Source organism: Cellulomonas soli (genome assembly GCF_013409305.1).
Taxonomy (GTDB): Bacteria; Actinomycetota; Actinomycetes; order Actinomycetales; family Cellulomonadaceae; genus Cellulomonas; species Cellulomonas soli.
Map to the genome: position 1 here is coordinate 2,443,018 of NZ_JACBZJ010000001.1, position 19,688 is coordinate 2,462,705.

Genomic DNA, 19,688 nt, shown 5'->3' on the forward strand with positions numbered 1-19,688 from the left:
AAGGATTCCGAATGTGATCTGCATCACACGCAACCGGCCCGGTCCCTGCGCCTATGGGCACTGCTGGGCGATTCGCCGTCCTGGAACGTCCGGATTGCCAATGGTGCAACTCTGCGACCCGGTAAAACCGCCCGTTCACGGGAACGCCCCTCGTGCTCAAGACTGCGGCCATGGGAACCGACCACCGATCTGTGAGCAACGTGAAGCAGAGCCAGGGCGACAGCGTCGACACCGACGCGCTCGTCCTCGCCAACCTCGCGCTCGTCGGCTACCACGTCAGCGAGCTCCTGCACCGTGTCCCCCCGACGGTGTCGCGCGACGAGCTGGCGTCCGCCGGCAGCCTCGCGCTGGTGCTGGCGGCCCGTGCGTACGACCCGTCGACCGGGGTGCCGTTCGCCCGGTACGCCGCGCTGCGCATCCGCGGCGCGCTCGTCGACGAGCTGCGCTCCATGGACTGGGCCTCCCGTGGTGCCCGCCACCGGGTCCGCGAGCTCGCCGCGACCTCCGAGCGGCTCACCGCCACCTTCGGGCGCACCCCCTCGCGTGAGGAGCTCGCCGAGGCGCTCGGCTCCGACGTCGAGACGGTCGACCGCGCCCGCCAGGACGCCGAGCGTCGCGTGCTGTCCATCGACGCCACCGAGCACCCCGTCGCCGACCTCGTGCGCGACGAGTCGCCGAACCCCGAGGAGGCGCTGCTCGTCGACGAGCGCCTGCGCTGGCTCGGCGCGGCCGTGCACACGCTGCCCGAGCGGCTGCGGTTCGTCGTCGAGGGCCTGTTCCTGCAGGACCGGCCCGTCGCCGAGCTCGCCGACGAGCTCGGTGTCACGCAGTCGCGGATCAGCCAGCTGCGCACCGAGGCGCTGACCCTCCTGCGCGACGGCATGAACGCCGGCCTCGACCCCGAGCTCGTGCCCGCCGCCTCGCGGCCCGACGGTGTCGCCGAGCGTCGCCGCCAGACCTACTTCGCCGCCGTGGCCGCTCGTGCCGCGCTCGCCCCCGCCGCCACGATGACCGCTCCCGCGGGCGTCCTGCCGACGCAGCGCACCGCCGGCTACGCGGCCGACCGCACGCTGGGACGGACCGCCGAGCTCACCGCCTGACCTCCGACCCCGCACCTGGGGCGCAGTCCGGCTCACAACCGGGCCCGCTCGGCCGATCAGGTGAACGGGGTGCGCACCGGACCGCCCCGGGAGAGGGAGTCCGTCGTGCGTCAGCAGGCTGTGACCGTGTCCGCGGTGCTCATCGTCAAGGACGAGGAGGCCGTGCTGGCCGCCTGCCTGGCGTCCGTCGCCTGGGCCGACGAGATCGTCGTCTACGACACCGGCTCCACCGACCGCACGCGTGAGATCGCCCGGCAGTTCACCGACATCGTCGTCGAGGGCTACTGGGACGAGGACTTCGCGGCCGCCCGCAACCGCGCGCTCACGCACGCCACGTCCGACTGGGTCCTGTCCATCGACGCCGACGAGGTGCTCGAGGGCGACCCCCGGGCCCTGCGGAACCGGCTCGAGCGCGGCACCGCGACGCTGTGCACCGTGCTCGTGCAGAGCGTGCCGGTGAACGGCTCGCTGCCGCTCGCGCTCGCACCCGCCGCGGACGCCCACGCGGTCGCCCGGGTGTTCCGGCGCGAGGAGTACCGGTGGCACGGGGCCCTGCACGAGCAGCCCGCACGACGCGACGGCGCCCCCGAGCGGACCGCGGCGCTCCCGGACGTCAGGCTGCACCACACCGGGTACCTGGTGGGCGTCGTCGAGGGCAAGGGCAAGGCCGAACGGAACCTGCGACTCGCGCTCCATGAGCTCGACGAGGCCCGCCGGCAGGGTCTGCCTGCCGTGGCGCAGGAGGAGCGGCGGATGCACGTGGCCCGCTCCACGGTGTTCACCGGTCGCCACCAGGACGCGCTCGACCTGGGCGCGGCGGTCGCCGACGGGACGTTCCTCAACCCTCGGCACGCGGTCATGCTCGCGCAGGCCATGCTGCTGCCCGCCGAGCTGGTCGGCGACGAGTCCGCGCTCGACCACTGGCTCGGCGTCTGGCAGACGCACGACGAGACCGAGTGGGCCGCGCGTGCCGCTCGCGCCCGTCACGCCGCCCGCCGAGGCGATGCCGAGGCCGCGCTCGACGCCCTGGCGCCGACACCGACGACCGCCGTCAACAGCCTCGGTGAGCGCTTCTCGCGCCTCGACTCGGTCACCGTGGAGGTCTGGGCGCTCGCCACGCTCGGCCGGGCACGCCAGGCCGCCCGGGTCGCCCGTGACGCCGCGGAGCGCGGTGTGGCGCCCGGAGCGCCCGGAGGGCTCGTCTCCGTCCTCGGTCGCGACCGGGTGCTCACGGTGATCGGTGCGCTCGACGACCGGCTGTGGCGCGAGTACGCCACGTGGTGCGTCATGGACGCCTCGCGCGACTCGCGCACGTTCCTCGAGTGCATGGCGCAGGCACGCCCCGGGGACGCGACCGTGCTCGGCTCGGTGGCGCTCCTCACGCCCGCCCTCACGCTCGAGGAGGCCGCGCAGTGGGCGGTCGCGTTCCGTGCCGCCGGGGCGGCCGAGGAGTGCCCGCTCGTGGCGACCTCGCTCGACGAACGCCAGGACCCGCGGCAGCGCGCGCTGGCCGGTGCGCTCGCCTTCAGCGCGTACCACGACACCAGGGCCCTCGTCGGGCTCGAGCAGGCGCTCGCGCTCGTGCCCGAGGAGCACGCCGCGGCGCTCCTGGCGGACCTCGAGGTCGTCGCCCCGGGCCTGGTCGGCTCCGGCTCGTCCGTCTGAGAAAGTCCTGCAGGAATTTCTCAACAGCCTCCCGGCGGCGCCGATGGAGGGGGTGTGCCCACGGAAGGGCTGCTCTGACCCGATTCAAGGAGGACGTTCATCATGGGTCTCTCGATCAACACCAACATCGCGGCGCTGAACTCGTACCGCAACCTGACCAACACGCAGAACGACCTGAGCAAGTCGCTCGAGAAGCTCTCCAGCGGCCTGCGCATCAACCGCGCTGCTGACGACGCTGCCGGCCTCGCGATCTCCGAGGACCTGCGTGCCCAGATCGGCGGCACCAAGCAGGCCGTCCGCAACGCGCAGGACGGCATCTCCGTCGTCCAGACCGCTGAAGGTGCACTCACCGAGACGCACTCGATCCTGCAGCGCATGCGCACCCTGTCGGTGCAGGCGTCCAACGACGGTGGTCTGTCCGACACCGCCAAGGGCAACATCAAGGACGAGATGGACCAGCTCAAGACCGAGCTGACCCGTATCTCCGAGACCACGCAGTTCAACGGCACCAAGCTGCTGGACGGCAAGTACTCGGGCGTGTTCCAGGTCGGCGCCAACAACTCGGCGCAGGACAAGATCACGGTCGACGTCAAGACGGCCAGCGGCCAGGGCCTCGGTGCCGTGGGCCTGGGCGTCGACGGTCTGGACGTCACGGCCGTCGCGAGCAACGCCACCGCGGCGACGCTCACGACCGCTGCGTCGGCCGGTGTCTCGGCAGTCCTCACGGTCGACAGCGCCGTGGACTACTCCGACGACGACGTGACCAAGTGGACGGCGCTCAACGGCACCGTGTCGGTCGGCTCCAAGTCCCTCGACCTGTCGTCGATCGACTACTCCGGCGTCACCACGTCGGCCGCCGCCGAGGCCAAGCTGCAGGCGGCCCTCGACTCCACGTTCGGCACGAACGCCCTCGTGGCGGACGGGACGACCGGCACCGCCGGCATCGTGATCACCGGCACCGACCCGGGTGCCACGGCCACCGCTGCGGAGTCCGCCGCCGTGGAGCCGAAGTTCACGCAGGCCTCCGGCGCGACCGAGGCGATCGACCTGATCGACTCGGCCATCACCGAGGTCTCCAAGGTCCGTTCGGGCCTGGGTGCCGTGCAGAACCGCTTCGACCACACCATCAACAACCTCAACGTCGCGGTGGAGAACCTGTCCGCGTCGGAGAGCCGGATCCGTGACACGGACATGGCCTCGGAGATGGTGTCCTTCACCCGCTCGCAGATCCTCTCGCAGGCCGGCACGGCGATGCTCGCGCAGGCCAAGTCGCTCCCGCAGAGCGTGCTGCAGCTGCTCCAGTGAGCCGCGGGTCACCCCACCGGGTGACCCTCGACCCCCGATGAGCTGACCGACCGGCGGTGGGTGGACGACCGTCCGCCCACCGCCGGTCTGCTGTACCCGCACCACACGCATCACCCCGCTGGATCACACACAGCACCACCGCCCGCGCCGCCGGCGCACGACGAAGGACGAGGCATGGCGACCCTGGGAATCGACGGACTCGTGTCCGGACTCGACACCACGAGCCTGATCAACCAGCTCATGGCCGTCGAGGCGAACCAGCAGACGCTGCTCAAGACCAAGCAGTCGACCGCCTCGTCGCTGGTCACCGCGTTGCAGACCCTCAACACGAAGGTCGCGTCGCTGGCCACCTCGGCGACCACCGCGTCCACCGCGGCGTCCTGGAGCAAGGCGAAGGCCACGAGCTCCGACACGACCGTGACCGCCACCGCCTCGACGTCCGCGCAGCCCGCCTCGCTGAGCTTCCAGGTCACCGCGGTCGCTGCCGCGCAGTCCTCGCTCGCCTCGCTGCCGACCGACTACTCGGGCTCGCCCACCTTCACGATCACGCACGGCTCCGGTGCCGGCGCCACGACGAAGACGATCACCGCGACGAGCACCCACATCGAGGACGTCGTCGCCGCGTTCAACGCCGACGGGACCGGGGTGAAGGCCTCCGCGATCAACGTCGGGACGTCGGCCGTCCCCGTCTACAAGCTCCAGCTGACCGGAACCGCCTCGGGCGAGGCCAACGCGTTCTCGGTCGCCTACACCAAGGACGACGCCGGCACGCCCGTGCAGGCCGCGCTCGGGCTCACCACGACGAAGGCCGCCGCCGACGCGGCGATCACGCTGTTCCCCGGGGTGGTCGGTGCCGAGACGACGGTGAAGTCGTCCACCAACGTCTTCACGGGTCTGGCGACCGGCGTCGACGTGACCGTCACCGCCGCGACGACCACACCGGTGACGATCACCGTGGCGCGCGACACCTCGAACGCCAAGACGATGGCCTCCGCGCTCGTGAGCAACCTCAACGTGGTGCTCACCGAGATCGGCTCGCGCTCCGCCTCGACGACCGGCACCGCCGACGACGGCACCGAGATCCTCAAGGGCGGCCTGTTCGCAGGCGACTCCTCGATCCGCACGCTGCAGCAGGACCTGCTCGAGAAGGCGTCGCTGCCGGTCAACGGCGTCTCGCCGTCGACGATCGGGCTCGTCATCAACAAGGACGGCAGCTTCACGTTCGACGACACGCTGTTCAGCGCCGCGCTCGCCTCCGACCCCGCCAAGGTCCAGGCCGTCGTCAGCGGTGTCGCCGAGCGGCTGGCCTCCACGGCCACCGTGGCGTCGAACGCGACCAACGGCACGCTCACGCTCAACATCCAGGCGCAGCAGGGTGTCGTCAAGGACCTCGACGACCGCATCGCCGACTGGGACGACCGCCTCGCGCTGCGCAAGGAGTCGCTCACCAAGATCTACGCGAACCTCGAGGTCTCGCTGTCGAACCTGCAGGCCCAGTCGAGCTGGTTGACCAGCCAGCTCGCCTCGCTGACGTCCTCGACGTCCTCGAGCTGACCCGCCGACCGGACCGGACGCAGAGGGGAACACCATGTACGACGTCCGCCAGCGCTACCTCACCGATGCCGTCGAGACCGCCGGGCCGACCCGGCTGCTCACGATGCTGTACGACCGGTTGCTCGTCGACCTCGACCGTGCCGAGTCCTCGCTCCAGCTCGGTGACCGCGGCGCGGCCTCCCAGTGCCTCATGCACGCGCAGGACATCGTCGGTGAGCTCATGTCGAGCCTCGACACCGATGCCTGGGACGGCGCCGAGCAGCTGATGTCGCTGTACGGGTTCGTGCTCACCGAGCTCGTCGAGGCGAACGTGCACGCGGACGCCGGCAAGGTGCACGCGTGCCGCGAGCTCGTCGCCCCGCTCGCGTCCGCCTGGCACGAGGCGGCCGAGCAGGCCGCCGCTCAGCCCGCCGCCCAGGCGCGCGGGCGGGCCGTACCCCGGTTCGCCGCGGCCGAGGGCACCGACGACGCCAACGGCGCCGGCCTGCTCGGCGTGGGCTGACGGCCGTGCGCACCGGCCCCGGCACCGCCGCCGGAACCCGACTCGCCCCCGTCGCCCCCGCCACGCCCGTCGAGGGGCTCGTGCTCGACCGCACCGCGCACGCCCCCGGACGCACCGACCCGGACGACCGTGGCCGCTCCACCGGCTGGGACCAGGCCTGGGCCCGCGCGCTGGATGCGCTCGAGCTCGACGTCGAGCAGGTCGAGCGTGACCTCGTGCACGCGCACCTGGTCGAGGCCGACGCGCTCACCGCCCCGGCGCCCTGGCAGCCGCCCGCCGACCTCGGCCCGCTGCCCGTCAGCCTGCGCGAACGCGCGCAGGCCGTGCTCGACCGCCAGCTCGACGCCGCCCGACGCACCGCCGAGGCGCTGGTCGCCAGCCGGCGGCACGCGCAGGTCAGCCAGGCCATGCGCCCCCGCCAGGTCGAGGTGCCCGTGTACCTCGACACCGACGCCTGAGACGGGCGACGCGCGACCGGTGACGGCCCGACCGGCCCGCAGGTCAGCGGGTTGTCCCGGTTCGGGTCGGCCGATCGGGTGATCTGCCGCCCGTAGCCGGAAATCACCTCAGGACGTCTCACGACCGCAGCGCCGCGGTCGATGGGTGGGCTGAGCACGGATCGCTCACCAACCAGGCCACGGATGGGCCGCACCGCACTGCACCTTGGGTGAGGGGCCTCGTCATGGGCTTGTTCGACTCCGTGGGCTACGCCGCGCTCAACAGCGCGCTCGACGGCCTCGCGCTGCGCCAGCGCGTCATCGCGGACAACATCGCCAACATCCAGACGCCGAACTACCAGGCGCAACGGGTGTCGTTCGAGGACGAGCTGGCCCAGGCGGTCGGCCAGGGCTCGGGATCGGTGACCGCCACGGTCGCCCGCTCCCTGGAGCCCACCCGCGAGGACGGCAACAACGTCAACCTCGACACCGAGACGCTCCTCAACGTCGACACCAACCTCCGGTACCAGCTCGCGACGCAGGCCGTCTCGGGCACGTACTCGTCCATCCGCACGGCGATGAGGACCAGCTGACATGACGATCTTCGGCGCCATCGGCATCGCGAGCACCGGTCTGACCGTCCACCGCAAGTGGCTCGACGCGGTCTCCGACAACCTGGCCAACGCCAACACCGCGACCTCCACCTCGGAGGACGCCTTCCAGCAGCGCTACGTCGTCGCCCAGGAGATGAGCGGCGACACCGGCGGCGTGCAGGTCAAGGAGGTCCTGCTCGGCTCCGCGGAGGGCCGGCTCGTCTACGAGCCGAGCAACCCGCTGGCCGACGAGGACGGGTACGTGAAGTACCCCGACATCGACATGTCGAGCCAGATGACCCAGCTGATCATGGCCCAGCGCGGCTACCAGGCGAACGCCGCGGTGGTCGACCGGGCCAAGGAGACCTACCAGGCAGCCCTGCAGATCGGACGCTCCTGATGAGCATCGCCATCCCCGCCCTGTCCTCCGTCAGCGGCGTCGACCCGACCGCCTACCTGCAGGCGCTGACCGGCGCGGGCTCCGTGGGAGCAGGGTCGGCCGCCGGTTCGACCAGCGGCGCGGACTTCGCCTCCGTCCTGTCCTCGGTGGACTCGCTGCAGGCCACGCAGTCGAACGCGCAGGACCTCGCGGTCAAGGCCGTCACCGGTGACCTCGACGACGTGCACGACTACACCGTCGCCGCGTCCGAGGCCTCGCTCGCGCTCGAGCTGACCGCCGCCGTCCGCAACAAGGCCGTCGACGCGTTCACCGAGATCATGCGGATGCAGGCCTGATGCCCGCCCAGGTGCAGGCAGCCCTCGACCGTGTCACGGGCGCCGTCAAGCAGTTCTCCCTCGCGCAGCGCACGCTCGCGCTCATCGGCATCGCGGTGCTCGTCCTGGGTGCGGTGGCCCTGAGCAGCTGGATGTCCCGCCCGACGCTCAGCCCGCTGTTCAGCGGCCTGTCCGGCACGGACGCCAGCGCGGTCGTCGACCAGCTCGAGGCCGACGGTGTCGCCTACGAGCTCGCCGACGGCGGCTCCACGGTCCTCGTCTCCGCCGACCAGCTGTACTCCGAGCGCATCAAGCTCGCGGCCGCCGGTCTGCCCGCCAACGCCGACGGCGGCGGCTACTCGCTGCTCGACGACATGCCGATGACCTCCTCGGAGTTCCAGCAGCAGACCACCTACCAGCGCGCGCTGGAGGGCGAGCTCGCCAAGACGGTCTCCGCACTCGAGGGCGTCGAGACGGCCACCGTGCAGCTCGCGCTGCCCCAGGACTCCGTGTTCGTCTCCGAGAAGGCCGACCCGACGGCCTCGGTGTTCGTCCGCACGCGGACCGGTGTCGAGCTCACCACCGACCAGGTGCAGGCGATCGTCCACCTCGTCTCGGCGGGTATCGAGGGCATGAAGACGACCGACGTGGCCGTCATCGACTCGACCGGCAAGGTGCTGTCCGCCGTGGGCACGGGCACCGCGGGCCTGTCCGGCTCGACCGCCTCCGACTACGAGCAGCGGACCACCGCCGCCGTGCAGAGCCTGCTCGACTCGGTCGTCGGCGTGGGCCGCTCCGCGGTGACCGTGACCGCGCAGCTGAGCACCGCCGACAGCCAGAAGACCGTCGAGGAGTTCGCCGCGACGCCCGACACGCCCCCGCTGGCGTCGTCGAAGACGACCGAGGAGTACACCGGCTCGGGCGCCAGCGCCACGGGCGTGCTCGGCCCGGACAACATCGCCGTGCCGTCCACCGGCGACGGCAGCGGCACCTACACCTCGACGTCCGAGGACCTGCAGAACGCGGTCAACAAGACGACCGAGGTCATCTCGCAGCCCGCCGGCGGTGTCGCACGCCAGTCGGTCGCGGTCGTCGTGGACGCGGACGCCGCAGCAGCGCTCGACATGGCCGAGCTGACCACGACGCTGGCCGCCGCGGCCGGCATCGACACCGCACGAGGCGACACGATCGCCGTGCAGCGCATGGCGTTCGACACGACCACCGCCACCGCCGCGCAGGAGGCGCTCGACGCCGCCGACGCCGCAGCCGCGAAGGCCGCGCAGCAGGACCTCATCAAGCAGGGGGCGATCGCCGGTGGCGTGCTGCTCCTGGTGATCATCGTCGCGATCGCCGCCGCCCGCCGCTCGCGCCGGGCCCGCCGCGAGGCGCTCGACCTCGGCGAGCTGCGGGTCGACCCGGTCGCCGACCTGCTCGGCTTCGAGGACGGCGACGAGCTGCCCGTGCTGCCGCCCGCGCCGACGAACCAGTCCGACCCGCTGCTGCTCAAGCGCGCCGAGATCAGCGCGCTGGCCTCCGAGCAGCCCGGTGAGGTCGCCGACCTGCTGCGCGGCTGGCTCGCCGGATCCGGGCAGGGGCGTCGCTGATGGTCGCGCTGAGCGGTTCGCAGAAGGCCGCGATGCTCCTCCTTCAGCTCGGCAAGGAGAACGCCGCCCGCGTGATGTCCCAGCTCGACGTCGTCGAGATCGAGGAGCTGTCGGCCGAGATCATGCGGCTCGACCGCGTGGACCAGGGTCTGGCCGACGCGGTGCTCGAGGAGTTCTACGACGTCTCGGTCCTCGGTCCGGGCGTCGGCGGTGGCGCGGGCATGGCCCAGCACCTGCTCGAGGCCTCCCTCGGTGTCGACCAGGCGGCCGGCGTCATGGAGCGCCTGCAGACCTCGATGGCCGGCCAGCCGTTCGAGTTCCTGCAGCAGGCCGACGCGCGTCAGGTCGTGTCGCTGCTCAACGGTGAGCACCCGCAGGCCGTCGCGCTCGTGCTCGCGCACCTGCGGCCCGACCACGCCTCGGCGATCCTCGCGGGTCTGCCCGGTGAGATGCAGGGTGACGTCGCGCACCGCATCGCGCTCATGGAGCGTGCCTCGCCGGACGTCGTGACCGTCGTCGCCGAGGCCCTGCAGCGCAAGGCCTCCACCGTGCTCGCCCCGCGCGAGCTCGCTGCCGTCGGCGGTGTGCAGCCGCTCGTCGAGATCATCAACCGCGCCGACCCGACCACCGAGAAGCTCATCCTCGAGGGCCTCATCGCCCGCGACGAGGCCCTGGCCGAGGAGGTCCGCAGCCGGATGTTCGTCTTCGGCGACATCGTGCTGCTCGAGGACCGCGCGATGCAGCTCGTGCTGCGCCAGGTCGAGACCTCCGAGCTGTCCGTGGCCCTCAAGGGCGTCGCCGAGGAGGTGCGCGACAAGATCCTGCGCAACCTGTCCGAGCGTGCCCGCGAGAACCTCATCGAGGAGATCGACCTGCTCGGCCCGGTGCGCCTGTCGCAGGTCGAGGACGCGCGCGCCGGCATCGTCCAGGTGATCCGTCGCCTCGAGGAGTCCGGCCAGATCGTCATCAGGCGCGAGGGCGAGGACGAGTTCGTTGCGTGAGGACCAGGGATTCGTGCCCGCGAACCCGGCCACGGTCGGGGCGACGAGCCGGACCGGCAGCAGCGGGACCGCCGGCAACCGGTCCGGTGGATGGAACGCGGGCTTCGGCGGCGTGCCCTCGCAGCGCACCGGTGGCGTGAGCGTGCTGGCCCCGGACACCTCCCGTGCCCACGAGACGGCCCACGAGACGGACGACGCGACGGCCCGCGAGACCGCGCAGGACGACGACCGTCCGCTCGCTCGTGTGCTCCCGTTCCGTCCCGCCGCCGTGCAGTCGCCCGTCGACGTGCAGGTCGACGAGCGGGCGCGCGCCCAGGGCTTCGCCGCCGGGTACGCCGCCGGCTCGCGTGCGGCGGCCAAGGTCGCGGCGACCGAGGCCGAGCAGGTCACGGCCCGCGCCGAGCAGGACCGGGCCCGACGGGCCCTCGAGCACCAGCAGGCGCTCGAGGTCCTGGCCCGTGCCGCGACCGCGGCCCAGACCCGCACCCAGCCCGTGCTCGACCAGGTGGAGCGTCGCCTGCACCTGGCCGCGGTCGAGCTCGCCCAGGCGCTGCTCGGGGTCGAGCTGTCCGACGCGGAGCGCTCCGGCCGTGCCGCGCTCGCCCGCGTGCTCGGCAACCCGCGCCTGCCCGAGGCCGTCACCGTGCGGCTGCACCCCCGTGACCTGGAGGCGCTGCGTGCCGCCGACGTCGAGGTGACGCTCGCCGACGGCGTCGTGCTGGCGGGCGACCCGTCCCTCGCGTACGGCGACGCGGTGGCCGAGCACCCCGACGGCCTGCTCGACGCACGCCTCGGCGAGGCGCTCACGCGCGCGCTCGACGCGCTGCTGGAGCAGTCATGATGATGAGCGCGCTGGCCATGACGGCACCGCTGGCGAACAAGGCGCCGGACCACCCGTGGGCCGCGGCGCTCGACGCCGCACGCCCCGAGGTGATCGGGCAGGTGCGCGCGGTCGTCGGCCTCGGCATCGAGGTCGTCGGCACCGGTGCCGCGGTCGGCGAGCTCGTGAGCGTGGGGGAGCACCCCGACCAGGTGCTCGCCGAGGTCGTCGCGACCACCGCGGGCGCCGCCCGCTGCATGCCGCTCGGACCGACCCGTGGGCTGCGTGCCGGCCTCGCGGTCAAGCCGTCCGGCCGCTCGCTGCACGTACCCGTCGGCCCCGGCCTGCTCGGTCGGGTGCTCGACGGCCTCGGCCGTCCGATCGACGGCAAGGGCCCGCTGCGCGCGCAGGCGTGGGTGCCCGTCGACGGGCATGCGCCGCACCCGCTCGACCGTGCCCGCGTCGACCAGCCGCTCGACCTGGGCGTGCGCGTCCTGGACACGTTGGTCACCGCGGGCCGCGGCCAGCGCCTGGGCCTGTTCGCCGGGTCCGGCGTCGGCAAGTCGAGCCTGCTGTCGATGATCGCCCGCGGCACGGACGCCGAGGTGTCCGTCATCGCGCTCGTCGGCGAGCGCGGTCGTGAGGTGCGCGAGTTCCTCGAGGACGACCTGGGACCCGAGGGCCTGGCCCGCTCGGTCGTGGTCGTCGCGACGTCCGACCAGCCCCCGCTCGTGCGCCTGCGCTCGGCGTTCGTGGCGACCCGCATCGCCGAGCACCTGCGCGACCAGGGCACGCACGCGGTGCTGATGATGGACTCCCTCACGCGTGTGGCGATGGCCCAGCGTGAGATCGGCCTGTCGGTCGGCGAGCCGCCGGCCACGCGCGGCTACCCGCCGAGCACGTTCGCCCTGCTCGCCCAGCTGCTGGAGCGCGCGGGCACCGGTCCGACGGGCTCCGTCACCGGCCTGTACACGGTGCTCGTCGACGGCGACGACCACAACGAGCCGATCGCCGACGCCGCGCGCTCGATCCTCGACGGGCACGTCGTGCTCGACCGGCGCCTGGCGGTGGCCGGGCACTTCCCGTCCGTCGACGCGCTCGGCTCGATCAGCCGCGTGGCGTCCCGCGTGACGACGCCGCAGCAGCGCGACGCGGCCCGTCGGCTGCGCTCGGTGATGGCTGCGCGCCGTCAGGCGCAGGACCTGCTCGACGTCGGCGCGTACGTCGCCGGCTCGAACCCGCTCGTCGACGCGGCCGTCACGCACGGCCGCGCGATCGACGCCTTCCTGCAGCAGGGCATGGACGAGCGCTCCACGGCGGACGACGCGTGGGGCCGGCTCGGCTCCCTGGTCGCCGAGCTGGGAGACCTGACATGAGCCGCGTCTTCCCGCTCGCGGGTCTGCTGCGGCTGCGCGGCATGGTCGAGGACCGTGCCGCCGCCGAGCTCGCCGGTGCGCACAGCCGGCACGACCACGCGCAGACCCGCGCGCTGGAGACCGAGGCGATGCTGCGCGGTGCCGCGATGCCCGACGGCGTCGACCTGCCCTCCTGGCGGGCCGTCACGGCCAGCCGCATCGCGCTCGGCGCGCTGCTCGTGGAGCGCGAGGACGACGTGACGCGCGCGCTCGGCGACGTCGACGTGCGCACGCAGGCCTGGTCGCACGCGCGCAAGGAGACCCGCGCGCTCGAGCGCCTGGCCGAACGGCACGAGGAGACCGTGCGCATCGAGGAGAACCGCGCCGAGCAGATCGTGCTCGACGAGGTCGCCAGCCGTTCGACGGGCGCCGACGCCCTGAAGCCCGGTGAGCGGGAGGACACGACATGAGCGCACGCAGCCCGCACGCACGCAGCACGCACGCACGCAGCCCGCACGAACCAGGCACGGACCCGGGGGAGACGATGACACGCAGGCACGCCACGCAGCGGCCCGGCACGGAGGTGGACGCATGACCGCCCTCACCGTGGCCCCCGCCGGCACGAGCCCGACCCGGTCGTCGGTGCGCCCGGCGTCCACAGGCGACGACTTCGCCCAGACGCTCGCCACCGAGATGGGCCCCGACCTGGCCGACCGTGCGGCGGACCGTGCCGTCCGGGACGACCGCGCCGACGACCGCCGCGCTGAGCCCCGCCGTACGGAGTCCCGTCGTACCGAGTCCCGTGGTGCGCAGACGGACGCAGCCTCCTCCGGCACCTCCGCCGGCGACGCCGCCGGCAAGACGGACGACACGACCACCGGAACGGATGCCGCCGCCGATACCTCCGCCGACGCCACCGCCGGTGCGAACGGTACGGCGCCCGCGCCGACGGTGGCCGTGACGACCCCGCTCGTGCCCGCCTCGTTCGTCGTGGCGCTCGCTTCGACGCAGCAGGCGACGCAGGCGTCGACCCAGCCGCCCGCGGCCTCCGCACCGGCCGACGGAACGACGGTCGAGGGTGTGGGTGCGGCCTCCGCGCCCGCCGCGACCCCCGCTGCCGCGCCGGCCGCTGCGGCCGCGCCGACGGACGCCCCGACGACCGTCGCGACCTCGCCGACGACGCCGACGGCGGCGCCGCAGGCCGGCACCGGGACCCCGGCGCAGGCCGGACCGGCCGCCGGTGACGCCCAGGCGACCTCCGTCCCGGCCCGCCCGATCTCGACGGACCTCGCCGGGACGACCGGCACGACCGGGACGCAGGGCTCCGCCACGGCCGAGACCCCGGCCACCGCCGGGACGGGCGCGAGCGGAGCGAAGGGCTCCGACACGCCCGCCACCGACGGCCTCGCGGGTGACCGCCCGGCCGCGCTCCCGGTCGGACCCACCCCGCTGCCGGCACCGACCGACACCGTCCGGCCGTCCGTCGCGGTCGCACCGACCGCCTCGACCACCCCGACCCCCACGCCGAGCACGCCGGTGCCGCTCGCCGACCAGCTCGGTGCGCGGCTGGCCGCCGTCGGTGCGCTCGGCCAGGGCAAGCACGTGCTGAGCGTGCCGATCGACCCCGAGCACCTCGGGCCCGTCCGTGTCGTCGCGCACATCACCGCGGACCACGTGCGGGTCGAGCTCGTCGGTGCGACCGACGCCTCCCGCGAGGCGCTGCGCCAGTCGCTCGCCGACCTGCGTCGCGACCTGGCGGCGCACGGCCTGCAGGTCGACCTCGGCAGCGGTGACGCGGCCTCCGGGTCGACCGACGCCCGCACGGGGACGCAGACCGGTGCGCAGGGCGAGGCCGGCACGGGCGGCGGGACCGGCGCCGACCGGTCCGGCACGTCCGCGGCACGTACCGCGGGCACCGCGCGTCCCGAGCAGTCCCCGACCGCCCCCGTGACCGTGCCGACCGGCGCGCTCGACGTCGTCATCTGACCAGGAGGACCCCTGTGAGCACCGAGATCGACGTGTCGTACCTGACCGGCACGCGGACCGCCACGACCACCGAGGCCGCCAGCAACGACCTCAGCTCGGACGACTTCCTCCAGCTGATGATCGCCCAGCTGCGCAACCAGGACCCGAGCGAGCCGATGGACTCCTCGGCGCTCATGCAGCAGACCACGCAGATGTCGACGATGCAGAGCCTCGTCGAGCTCACCGCTACCTCGCGCGAGCAGTTCGCGGTCTCGATGCGGATGGCCGCGGCCAACCTCGTCGGGCAGACCGTGACCTGGGCGGACGCCGACGGCGTTACCCAGACCGGGGTCGTCGGCTCCGTCTCCTACGCGGGTGCGGTGCCCACCGTCAAGGTCGGCACCACGGAGATCGCACTCGACTCCGTGGCCTCGGTCGGCACGACCACCCCCGCCTCCTCGACCACCTCCGCCTGACAGACCCACCCTCGAAGGGACACGACCATGCTCCGCTCACTCTTCTCCGGCATCAGCGGTCTGCGCAGCCACCAGACCATGCTCGACGTGACCGGCAACAACATCGCCAACGTCAACACGACGGGCTTCAAGTCCTCGCAGATCCAGTTCCAGGACACCCTCAGCCAGGTGCTGCAGAACGCCGGCGGCGCGCAGGCCGGCACGGGTGGCACGAACCCCGCGCAGGTCGGCCTCGGCGTGCGCGTCGCGGGCATCACGACCAGCTTCACGCAGGGTGCCTCGCAGCTGACCGGCCGCAGCACCGACATGATGATCCAGGGCGACGGCTTCTTCGTGGTCCGCAAGGGCGCCGAGTCGTACTACACGCGCGCCGGGTCGTTCGACTTCGACGCCACCGGTCAGATGGTGCTGCCGGGCGACGGCGCGCTCGTGCAGGGCTGGGCGGCCGTCAACGGTGTCGTCGACACCAACGGGCCGGTCACCGACCTGCGGGTCCCGGCGGGCACCGTGATGCCGGCCGTCGCCACGACGTCGGCGAACTACGAGGGCAACCTCGCCTCGGACGCCGCCGTCGGCACCGTGATCGAGCGCACGATCGACCTGTACGACGCGACCGGCACCGCACGCGAGCTGGACCTGACGTTCACGATGACCGCGACCGGCTGGAGCCTGGGCGCCACCGACGGCACGGCCACCGCCACCCCGGGTGCGCTGACGTTCGCCGCGAACGGCCTGCTGACCAGCCCGACGACCTTCGCCCTGGGCGGCGTGAACGTCGACCTGTCGAAGCTGACCGGCTTCGCGGGGCTGGACACGGTCAAGGCCACCAAGCAGGACGGCCAGGCCGCGGGCACGCTGCAGTCGTTCTCGCTCGGTGCGGACGGCACGATCACCGGCTCGTTCTCCAACGGGCTCAAGCAGACGATCGGGCGCATCGCGATGGGTTCGTTCACCAACCCGGCGGGTCTGGAGAAAGCCGGCGGGTCGCTCTTCCGCACGTCGGTGAACTCCGGCGAGGCCCAGATCGGCACGGCGGGCACGGGTGGCCGCGGCACGCTCGCGGGTGGTGCGCTCGAGATGTCGAACGTCGACCTGTCGAGCGAGTTCACCAACCTGATCGTCGCCCAGCGTGGTTTCCAGGCGAACTCCCGGGTCATCACCACCTCGGACGAGGTGCTGCAGGAGCTCGTCAACCTCAAGCGTTGACGTGACAGCTGACTGATGGGCATGGATGCGATCGCTGCGATCTCGCAGCGCATGTACGAGATCCGTTCGATGGTCGAGGGGTCGTCGACGCTTGCGTCGACGACCACCTCGGCGGCGAGCGCGACGGCCGGTACGGCACTGACCTCGTCGGGGACGTCCTCCTCGAGCTCGGCGTCGTTCGCGAGCGCGCTGGCGCAGGCCGTGACCGGCGGGTCCGCGACCCGTCTCAACGGCGACGGCGTGCCCGTCGAGCTCGCCGCGTACGGCAACGGTCAGATCCCCGCGTCGGCGCTCGCGCAGGTCGGCACGACCGGGCACCGCCTGTGGGCGCCGGCCGCCGAGAAGCTCACACAGCTGATCTCCGACGCGGCTGCCGACGGCGTGACCGTCGGCATCACCGACTCCTACCGCTCCTACGACGCGCAGGTCGACCTGGCCGAGCGCAAGGGGCTGTACAAGAACGGCGGCCTGGCCGCGGTGCCGGGCACGTCCGACCACGGCTGGGGCATGGCCGTCGACCTCTCGCTCGACGACAAGGCCCAGGTGTGGATGCGGGAGCACGGTGACGAGTACGGGTTCGTCGAGGACACCCCTCGTGAGCCGTGGCACTGGGGGTACCACGGCTGACCGGCACCTTCGACCGCCCGACCGCTCACATCGGTGGGCGGGCCGCCGATCGAGAAGGTGCAAGGGCCCACGGACGGGCCCGGGTGGCGCGAGCCGCCGCAGGACAGTGACCAGGGACGGGACCAAGCCGTGATCGTCGTGACGCGCCTCAACGGGGGCCAGTTCGGGGTGAACCCGGACCTGGTCCAGCGCATCGACAGTGCGCCCGACACCATCCTCACGCTCATCGACGGGGCCAAGTTCATCGTCGAGGAGTCGATGGAGGAGGTGATCGACCGGATCAACGAGCACCGCTCGTTGCTCCTCGCCCGGGCCCGTGAGCTCACGTCCGAGCCGCGGCTGGAGCTCCTCCAGGGTGAGGACGACTCGGCCGACGCCGACCAGCCGCTGGCACCGGCCGTCCCGCTGCGTCCGAGGAGCCGCTGATGGACCCCGCCGGTCTGATCGGCCTCGTCCTCGCCTTCGGCGCGATCTTCGGCGCGCTGCTGCTCGAGGGCGCCGACCCGATGTCGATCTTCCTGCCCGCACCGCTGCTGCTGGTGTGGGTGGGCACGATCGGTGTCGGCATCGCCGGGCACACGATCAAGGACATCCTCGAGTCGTTCGCGGCGGTCCCGCGCGCGCTGCGCAGCAAGGCCCCGGACCCGTCCGCGACCGTGGAGACGGTCGTGCAGCTGGCCGACCGTGCCCGGCGCGAGGGTCTGCTCTCGCTCGAGGACGCCGCCCGCACGATCGACGACCCGTTCCTGCGCAGCGGTCTGCAGGCCGCGATCGACGGGACCGACCCCGAGGACCTGCGGATCATCCTCGAGGACCGCATCGCGACCAAGCGCACGCGTGACCGCGTGCACGCCAAGTACTTCGCCGACATGGGCGGCTACGCCCCGACGATCGGCATCATCGGCACCGTCATCTCGCTCGTGCACGTGCTGGAGAACCTCGCCGACCCGTCGGCGCTGGGTCACTCGATCGCCGCGGCGTTCGTCGCGACCCTGTGGGGCATCCTCTCGGCGAACGTCGTCTGGCTGCCCCTGGGCACCCGGATCCGGCGCATCTCCGACCTGGAGTGCACGCAGATGGAGGTCACCCTCGAGGGTCTGCTGGCCGTGCAGGCCGGAGCGAACCCGCGTCTGGTCGGTGAGCGGCTGCGCAGCCTGCTGCCCGACGACGGGAAGGCCAAGGAGGCGAAGGCCGCATGAGCGGGCACGCAGGGGGCGGACGCGGTCGGCGCCGGGGCGGCGGCCACGAGGAGGAGCACGTCAACCACGAGCGGTGGCTGGTCAGCTACTCCGACATGATCACCGTGCTCATGGCCCTGTTCATCGTGCTGTTCGCGATCAGCCAGGTCGACCAGGAGAAGTACATCGCGCTGCGCGAGTCGCTGTCCGCGGGCTTCGCCGACATGGGGTCGCCGTCGGTCCTCGACGGCACCGCCGGCACGCTCGACGGGGAGTCCATCAAGCCGCAGACCGATCCGGCGACGGGCACGGCCGGCATGGTCGACGGCGACCTCGGGCTCGGTGAGCAGGGCACGAACCCGCAGGCGGCGCAGGACCAGACGGTCGTCGACGCCGAGACGTACGCCGCCGCGCAGGCCGAGGCCGGCCACCTGGAGGCGTTGCGCGACCAGATCACGGCGATGCTGGCCCAGAACGGGCTCGACGGCGCGGTGCGGTTCCGCATCGACGACCGCGGCCTGGTCATGGGCCTGGTCGCCGACGACGTGTTCTTCGCGGCCGAGAGCGCCGAGCTGACCGAGACGGCCCGCCGCGTGCTCGACGTCGCCGCGCCGACGTTCGTGGCGGTCACCGAGCAGATCTCGGTCGAGGGCCACGCGAACACCCTGCCGGTGCAGGGGCGGTACGCGACCAACTGGGAGCTGTCGTCCGACCGGGCCACGCAGGTGCTGCGGCACCTGGTCGAGGCCGACGGCGTGCCGGCCACCCGGATCATGGCGGTCGGCTTCGGCGACGCGCGGCCCCTCGTGCCCGGCACGGACGAGGCCGCGATGACCCAGAACCGCCGCGTCGACCTCGTCATCCTCAGCGACGCGCCCGACACGGTGCGCGCGCTCATCCCCAGCATCGAGAACGGGACGGAGGGGTAGCCATGGCACCCATCGAGCAACGGGTGATCTCCAGCCCGAAGATCGGCGGCAAGATCGGCGGGGGCGGCGGGTCGTCCAAGCCCGAGCCGACGCCCGAGCCGCCGGCCGAGAAGTCGAAGAAGAAGCTCCTGCTGATCATCGGCGGCGTGGTCGTGCTGCTCGCGGTCGGGGCTGCGTGGTTCTTCCTGATGGGTCCCGGCAAGGCCTCGTCCGCGACGGACACGCCGGCCGCGGAGCCGGCGCCTGTCCCCGGTGTGGTGCTCGCGGTCGAACCGGTGAGCATCAACCTGGCCGACGGCCACTACCTGCGCATCGGCCTGGGCCTGCAGCTCACCGCCGACGCGGGCGAGGAGACGCCCGACCCGTCGGTCGCGCTGGACCTGGCGATCTCGCTGTTCTCCGGGCGCACCGTCGCGGAGGTCTCCGACCCCGCGCAGCGTGACGCCCTCAAGGCCGAGCTGGCCACCGAGCTCTCCGAGGCCTACGAGGGGAAGGTGATGGACGTCTACCTGACCAACTACGTCACGCAGTAGCCCGTCGAGGAAGCTCCTCGGGCTCAGGGCACGAAGGCCGGTCGCCCACCGGCGAGTCGGGGCGCCATGGAGGGCGCCGCACCGCTCCGCACGCTGGGGCGTCCCACGAGGGGACGCCGCGGAG

At 72.8% G+C, this 19,688-nt stretch carries 22 protein-coding genes; all 22 read left to right on the forward strand.

Going from position 1 to position 19,688, the window contains the following annotated elements:
* The first annotated feature begins 191 nt into the window (after positions 1-191).
* The 22 genes from BKA22_RS11345 (at position 192) to BKA22_RS11450 (ending at position 19,564) form a co-directional block, all read left to right on the forward strand.
* The gene (locus BKA22_RS11345) at positions 192-1,100 is read left to right on the forward strand and encodes a sigma-70 family RNA polymerase sigma factor (RefSeq protein ID WP_223203623.1); all 909 of its coding nucleotides are present in this window, start codon (positions 192-194) and stop codon (positions 1,098-1,100) included.
* A gap of 105 nt (positions 1,101-1,205) precedes the next feature.
* Complete coding sequence (locus BKA22_RS11350) at positions 1,206-2,765, forward strand: glycosyltransferase family 2 protein (RefSeq protein WP_146953446.1); 1,560 nt, start codon at positions 1,206-1,208, stop codon at positions 2,763-2,765.
* 102 nt (positions 2,766-2,867) lie between these two features.
* Complete coding sequence (locus BKA22_RS11355) at positions 2,868-4,070, forward strand: flagellin N-terminal helical domain-containing protein (RefSeq protein ID WP_146953445.1); 1,203 nt, start codon at positions 2,868-2,870, stop codon at positions 4,068-4,070.
* Between the two features lie 174 nt (positions 4,071-4,244).
* Positions 4,245-5,624, forward strand: coding sequence for a flagellar filament capping protein FliD (fliD, locus tag BKA22_RS11360; protein ID WP_146953444.1), 1,380 nt, complete (start codon positions 4,245-4,247; stop codon positions 5,622-5,624).
* A 34-nt stretch (positions 5,625-5,658) separates the two neighbouring features.
* On the forward strand, positions 5,659-6,126 hold the full coding sequence (fliS, locus tag BKA22_RS11365) for a flagellar export chaperone FliS (protein ID WP_146953443.1): 468 nt from the start codon (positions 5,659-5,661) through the stop codon (positions 6,124-6,126).
* Positions 6,127-6,131: 5 nt separating this feature from the next.
* Complete coding sequence (locus tag BKA22_RS19845) at positions 6,132-6,584, forward strand: hypothetical protein (protein ID WP_223203622.1); 453 nt, start codon at positions 6,132-6,134, stop codon at positions 6,582-6,584.
* 224 nt (positions 6,585-6,808) lie between these two features.
* Positions 6,809-7,156 carry a flagellar basal body rod protein FlgB gene (locus BKA22_RS11375; protein WP_371863659.1) on the forward strand — a complete coding sequence of 116 codons (348 nt, stop codon included), beginning with the start codon at positions 6,809-6,811 and terminating at the stop codon, positions 7,154-7,156.
* A gap of 1 nt (position 7,157) precedes the next feature.
* Complete coding sequence (gene flgC, locus BKA22_RS11380) at positions 7,158-7,556, forward strand: flagellar basal body rod protein FlgC (RefSeq protein WP_146953442.1); 399 nt, start codon at positions 7,158-7,160, stop codon at positions 7,554-7,556.
* On the forward strand, positions 7,556-7,891 hold the full coding sequence (gene fliE / locus BKA22_RS11385; protein WP_146953441.1) for a flagellar hook-basal body complex protein FliE: 336 nt from the start codon (positions 7,556-7,558) through the stop codon (positions 7,889-7,891). Before flgC ends, fliE begins: the two co-directional genes overlap by 1 nt.
* Complete coding sequence (gene fliF, locus BKA22_RS11390) at positions 7,891-9,474, forward strand: flagellar basal-body MS-ring/collar protein FliF (protein WP_146953440.1); 1,584 nt, start codon at positions 7,891-7,893, stop codon at positions 9,472-9,474. The genes fliE and fliF overlap by 1 nt, the downstream gene beginning before the upstream one ends.
* Complete coding sequence (fliG, locus tag BKA22_RS11395) at positions 9,471-10,475, forward strand: flagellar motor switch protein FliG (RefSeq protein ID WP_146953439.1); 1,005 nt, start codon at positions 9,471-9,473, stop codon at positions 10,473-10,475. The genes fliF and fliG overlap by 4 nt, the downstream gene beginning before the upstream one ends.
* Positions 10,468-11,316, forward strand: a complete 849-nt coding sequence (locus BKA22_RS11400) for a FliH/SctL family protein (protein ID WP_146953438.1) — start codon at positions 10,468-10,470, stop codon at positions 11,314-11,316. Before fliG ends, BKA22_RS11400 begins: the two co-directional genes overlap by 8 nt.
* Positions 11,317-11,318: 2 nt before the next feature.
* Entirely contained in the window at positions 11,319-12,671 is a 1,353-nt protein-coding gene (locus BKA22_RS11405) for a FliI/YscN family ATPase (RefSeq protein WP_146953681.1), read from the forward strand.
* Positions 12,668-13,120 carry a flagellar export protein FliJ gene (gene fliJ / locus BKA22_RS11410; RefSeq protein ID WP_146953437.1) on the forward strand — a complete coding sequence of 151 codons (453 nt, stop codon included), beginning with the start codon at positions 12,668-12,670 and terminating at the stop codon, positions 13,118-13,120. Before BKA22_RS11405 ends, fliJ begins: the two co-directional genes overlap by 4 nt.
* 121 nt (positions 13,121-13,241) lie before the next feature.
* Positions 13,242-14,636, forward strand: coding sequence for a flagellar hook-length control protein FliK (locus BKA22_RS11415; protein WP_146953436.1), 1,395 nt, complete (start codon positions 13,242-13,244; stop codon positions 14,634-14,636).
* Positions 14,637-14,650: 14 nt separating this feature from the next.
* On the forward strand, positions 14,651-15,091 hold the full coding sequence (locus tag BKA22_RS11420) for a flagellar hook capping FlgD N-terminal domain-containing protein (RefSeq protein ID WP_146953435.1): 441 nt from the start codon (positions 14,651-14,653) through the stop codon (positions 15,089-15,091).
* Positions 15,092-15,118: 27 nt separating this feature from the next.
* Positions 15,119-16,297 (forward strand): flagellar hook protein FlgE, encoded by a 1,179-nt coding sequence (locus tag BKA22_RS11425; RefSeq protein ID WP_146953434.1) that lies wholly within the window; start codon positions 15,119-15,121, stop codon positions 16,295-16,297.
* Positions 16,298-16,318: 21 nt separating this feature from the next.
* Entirely contained in the window at positions 16,319-16,924 is a 606-nt protein-coding gene (locus BKA22_RS11430) for a M15 family metallopeptidase (protein WP_146953433.1), read from the forward strand.
* A gap of 129 nt (positions 16,925-17,053) precedes the next feature.
* Positions 17,054-17,350: a flagellar FlbD family protein gene (locus BKA22_RS11435; RefSeq protein WP_146953432.1), complete on the forward strand. Its 297-nt coding sequence runs from the start codon at positions 17,054-17,056 to the stop codon at positions 17,348-17,350.
* Complete coding sequence (locus BKA22_RS11440; protein WP_146953431.1) at positions 17,350-18,123, forward strand: motility protein A; 774 nt, start codon at positions 17,350-17,352, stop codon at positions 18,121-18,123. Before BKA22_RS11435 ends, BKA22_RS11440 begins: the two co-directional genes overlap by 1 nt.
* Complete coding sequence (locus tag BKA22_RS11445) at positions 18,120-19,031, forward strand: OmpA/MotB family protein (RefSeq protein ID WP_146953430.1); 912 nt, start codon at positions 18,120-18,122, stop codon at positions 19,029-19,031. Before BKA22_RS11440 ends, BKA22_RS11445 begins: the two co-directional genes overlap by 4 nt.
* Positions 19,032-19,033: 2 nt before the next feature.
* Positions 19,034-19,564, forward strand: coding sequence for a flagellar basal body-associated FliL family protein (locus BKA22_RS11450; RefSeq protein ID WP_146953429.1), 531 nt, complete (start codon positions 19,034-19,036; stop codon positions 19,562-19,564).
* The last annotated feature ends 124 nt before the right edge of the window (positions 19,565-19,688 follow it).

What these genes read in the sequence shown, in the direction of transcription:
- BKA22_RS11355 (WP_146953445.1), top strand. Translation starts at nt 2,868, where the DNA reads ATGGGTCTCTCGATCAACACCAACATCGCGGCGCTGAACTCGTACCGC.
- BKA22_RS11375 (WP_371863659.1), top strand. Translation starts at nt 6,809, where the DNA reads ATGGGCTTGTTCGACTCCGTGGGCTACGCCGCGCTCAACAGCGCGCTC.
- fliF (WP_146953440.1), top strand. Translation starts at nt 7,891, where the DNA reads ATGCCCGCCCAGGTGCAGGCAGCCCTCGACCGTGTCACGGGCGCCGTC.
- fliS (WP_146953443.1), top strand. Translation starts at nt 5,659, where the DNA reads ATGTACGACGTCCGCCAGCGCTACCTCACCGATGCCGTCGAGACCGCC.
- flgC (WP_146953442.1), top strand. Translation starts at nt 7,158, where the DNA reads ATGACGATCTTCGGCGCCATCGGCATCGCGAGCACCGGTCTGACCGTC.
- BKA22_RS11425 (WP_146953434.1), top strand. Translation starts at nt 15,119, where the DNA reads ATGCTCCGCTCACTCTTCTCCGGCATCAGCGGTCTGCGCAGCCACCAG.
- BKA22_RS11405 (WP_146953681.1), top strand. Translation starts at nt 11,319, where the DNA reads ATGAGCGCGCTGGCCATGACGGCACCGCTGGCGAACAAGGCGCCGGAC.
- BKA22_RS11450 (WP_146953429.1), top strand. Translation starts at nt 19,034, where the DNA reads ATGGCACCCATCGAGCAACGGGTGATCTCCAGCCCGAAGATCGGCGGC.
- fliJ (WP_146953437.1), top strand. Translation starts at nt 12,668, where the DNA reads ATGAGCCGCGTCTTCCCGCTCGCGGGTCTGCTGCGGCTGCGCGGCATG.
- fliE (WP_146953441.1), top strand. Translation starts at nt 7,556, where the DNA reads ATGAGCATCGCCATCCCCGCCCTGTCCTCCGTCAGCGGCGTCGACCCG.
- BKA22_RS11440 (WP_146953431.1), top strand. Translation starts at nt 17,350, where the DNA reads ATGGACCCCGCCGGTCTGATCGGCCTCGTCCTCGCCTTCGGCGCGATC.
- BKA22_RS11445 (WP_146953430.1), top strand. Translation starts at nt 18,120, where the DNA reads ATGAGCGGGCACGCAGGGGGCGGACGCGGTCGGCGCCGGGGCGGCGGC.
- BKA22_RS11415 (WP_146953436.1), top strand. Translation starts at nt 13,242, where the DNA reads ATGACCGCCCTCACCGTGGCCCCCGCCGGCACGAGCCCGACCCGGTCG.
- BKA22_RS11430 (WP_146953433.1), top strand. Translation starts at nt 16,319, where the DNA reads ATGGATGCGATCGCTGCGATCTCGCAGCGCATGTACGAGATCCGTTCG.
- fliD (WP_146953444.1), top strand. Translation starts at nt 4,245, where the DNA reads ATGGCGACCCTGGGAATCGACGGACTCGTGTCCGGACTCGACACCACG.